1 protein-coding gene and 1 pseudogene are annotated in these 2,215 nt (G+C 65.0%); both read right to left on the bottom strand.

Going from position 1 to position 2,215, the window contains the following annotated elements; all coding sequences use genetic code 11:
- Positions 1-73: 73 nt before the first annotated feature.
- Positions 74-805, bottom strand: a pseudogene (locus tag BST40_RS27845) (PE family protein); the annotation flags it as partial.
- An 826-nt stretch (positions 806-1,631) separates the two neighbouring features.
- Positions 1,632-2,060 carry a CBS domain-containing protein gene (locus tag BST40_RS27840; RefSeq protein WP_075545209.1) on the bottom strand — a complete coding sequence of 143 codons (429 nt, stop codon included), beginning with the start codon at positions 2,058-2,060 and terminating at the stop codon, positions 1,632-1,634.
- Positions 2,061-2,215 lie beyond the last annotated feature (155 nt).

Here is a 2,215-nt window from a genome sequence, read left to right as displayed (position 1 = left end):
CGACTGGAACTACACACTCACCGCCCACCACACCCCGACACGCCCGACACCACCTACCTAATTACTGCGCGAGCCCTAAGCCCCCCTGGCCGCCGGCACCGCCGTTTCCGCCGAACAAGCCGTTACCCCCGGCGCCGCCTGCGCCGCCGTCGCCGATGAGTCCGGCTGCTCCGCCATTTCCGCCGTTTCCGCCACTGCCTGCGGTACCGCCGCCTGCACCCGCTGCGCCGCCGACGCCGCCGCCGCCAACCAGTAGTCCGCCATGGCCGCCGGTGCCGCCGTTCGCGCCGGTTCCGCCGGTTCCGCCGGCTCCGCCGTGGCCGAAGAGTCCGGCCGCGCCGCCGTTGCCGCCGTTTTGGCCTGCTGCCCCGGATCCGCCGTTGCCGCCATTGCCCCACAGCCATCCGCCGGCCCCGCCGTTTTGGCCGGTCCCATTGAGCCCGTTGACGCCATTACCGATCATCGGACGCCCCAGCAGCCACTCGCTGTCGGCGTTGGCGGTGTTGATTGCATTCTGCGCGGCGTTGTCGATCTCGGTGGCCCAGTATTTCTCGGTGCTTCCGTTGAGCAGGTCAACGAATTGTTGGTGAAGCCATTCGTAGTGTTTGCTCAATGTCTGCCAAGCCTGGCCGTGGCTCGTCAATATGGCTGTCAATCCCGCCGACACCTCGTCGGCACCGGCGCGCAGTAGCCCGGTGGTGGGGATGGCCGCGGCAGCGGCTGCCTCGCTGAACACCGAACCGATTGCAGCTAAATCGGTTGCGGCGCATTCCAATGCTTGCGGCACAATGGTCACAAATGACACAACTCATCCTGTAGGGCTCTGCCCCCGCCACCAAGGTGGTCTCGACAATAGCGTTCGAGAACATCTGATCAGGAATTGGGTGGCCGAACATGGCGTCCTGACTTTTGTCGCGGGTGCAAGCGGCTCATTGGCGAAACTCATCCAACCGACAAATACCGTTAGTCAGTCGATCGGCCAATCCCAAAAGCGAGAGCCAATTCTCGCTCAGGCTCGCCGGTGGCGGCAATCGGCGCAGTCGGTTTTGGCGCTCGGCGCTAAGCTCGCTCCGCTCGGCTCGGTCGGCTCGGTGGCCCCGCCGCCGGGTTGCGTACCGAATACTCCTGGCGTGAGGGCGACCAACCATCGCGACTGTAACCCCACGGTGAAATTCCACACGATTTTTCGCCGTGGCGTTCCGCTGGGAAGGCTGGCCCCAGGCGCTGGTAGTCACGGGGCGGCGCCAGCGCACCAACCAAGACAACGTGCGCGCTCCACTGCGCAGCGGCGGGACAACACCTCAAAGGTGCACTGCCCCTTGTCTTTCCGCACGATTTACCGCACAATGCGGCCACTGCGGCTGCCCTTCCCGGCGGTGTCGGCGCCCTTACCGATTGGGCATCGACGATCCCGGCGCTGGCCATCGGGTGGCCCCAGGCGCCGTCGCGCCCCGCCTCGCGCAGCGCGTCGTGGATTCGGTCGGTGACGCCGTTCATCAATCCAGGCCTTGACGTATCAGGACACCGTCTTCCACGGCGGAAAGTCATGCGGCAGTTGACGCTACGCGCAACCGATGCGGTCACGAAGGCGCGCCGACACCTTCCCAAACACGTGCTGAGGCCGGGCCTGGCTAGCCCTGCGTGATGTAGGACTGCAGCTGCTGCTGTTCGGCCTCGAGTTCCTGCATCCGGGTCTTCACCACATCACCGATGCTGACGATGCCGATGAGCTTCTTGCCGTCGAGCACCGGTACGTGACGCACCCGGTTATTGGTCATCAGCACGCTCAGGCTGTCTACCGTGTCCGATTTCGTACAGGTGGCGACGTCGCTGGTCATGATCTTGGAGACCGGACGAGACAACACGCTGGCGCCGTGGGTGTGCAACTCGCGTACCACGTCGCGTTCCGACACGATGCCGACCACCCCTTCCGCGCCGACCACCACCATCGCGCCGATGTTCTGCTCAGCCAGACCGGCAAGCAGTTCCCGCACTGTCGCGTCGGGATTGATCGTCACCACCGCTGCCCCCTTGTTCCGCAAGACGTCCGCGATCCGCATTGAGGCCTCCCGCCGGTAGTGACCCGATTCACACCAGGCTACGGCTAACTTGCGCGGCGGGAAAGCCGCCGGCTTGACTCACGAAAAGTGCCCGCGAAACACCCTCGGTGCCTCACATAAGAATGCCCGCGAAACGGTGACCGTCGTCAGGCATG

It is taken from the genome of Mycobacterium persicum (assembly GCF_002086675.1).
Classification (GTDB): domain Bacteria; phylum Actinomycetota; class Actinomycetes; order Mycobacteriales; family Mycobacteriaceae; genus Mycobacterium; species Mycobacterium persicum.
The sequence above is the reverse complement of the archived record's forward strand: the minus strand, read 5'-3'. Positions and strand labels throughout refer to the sequence as shown.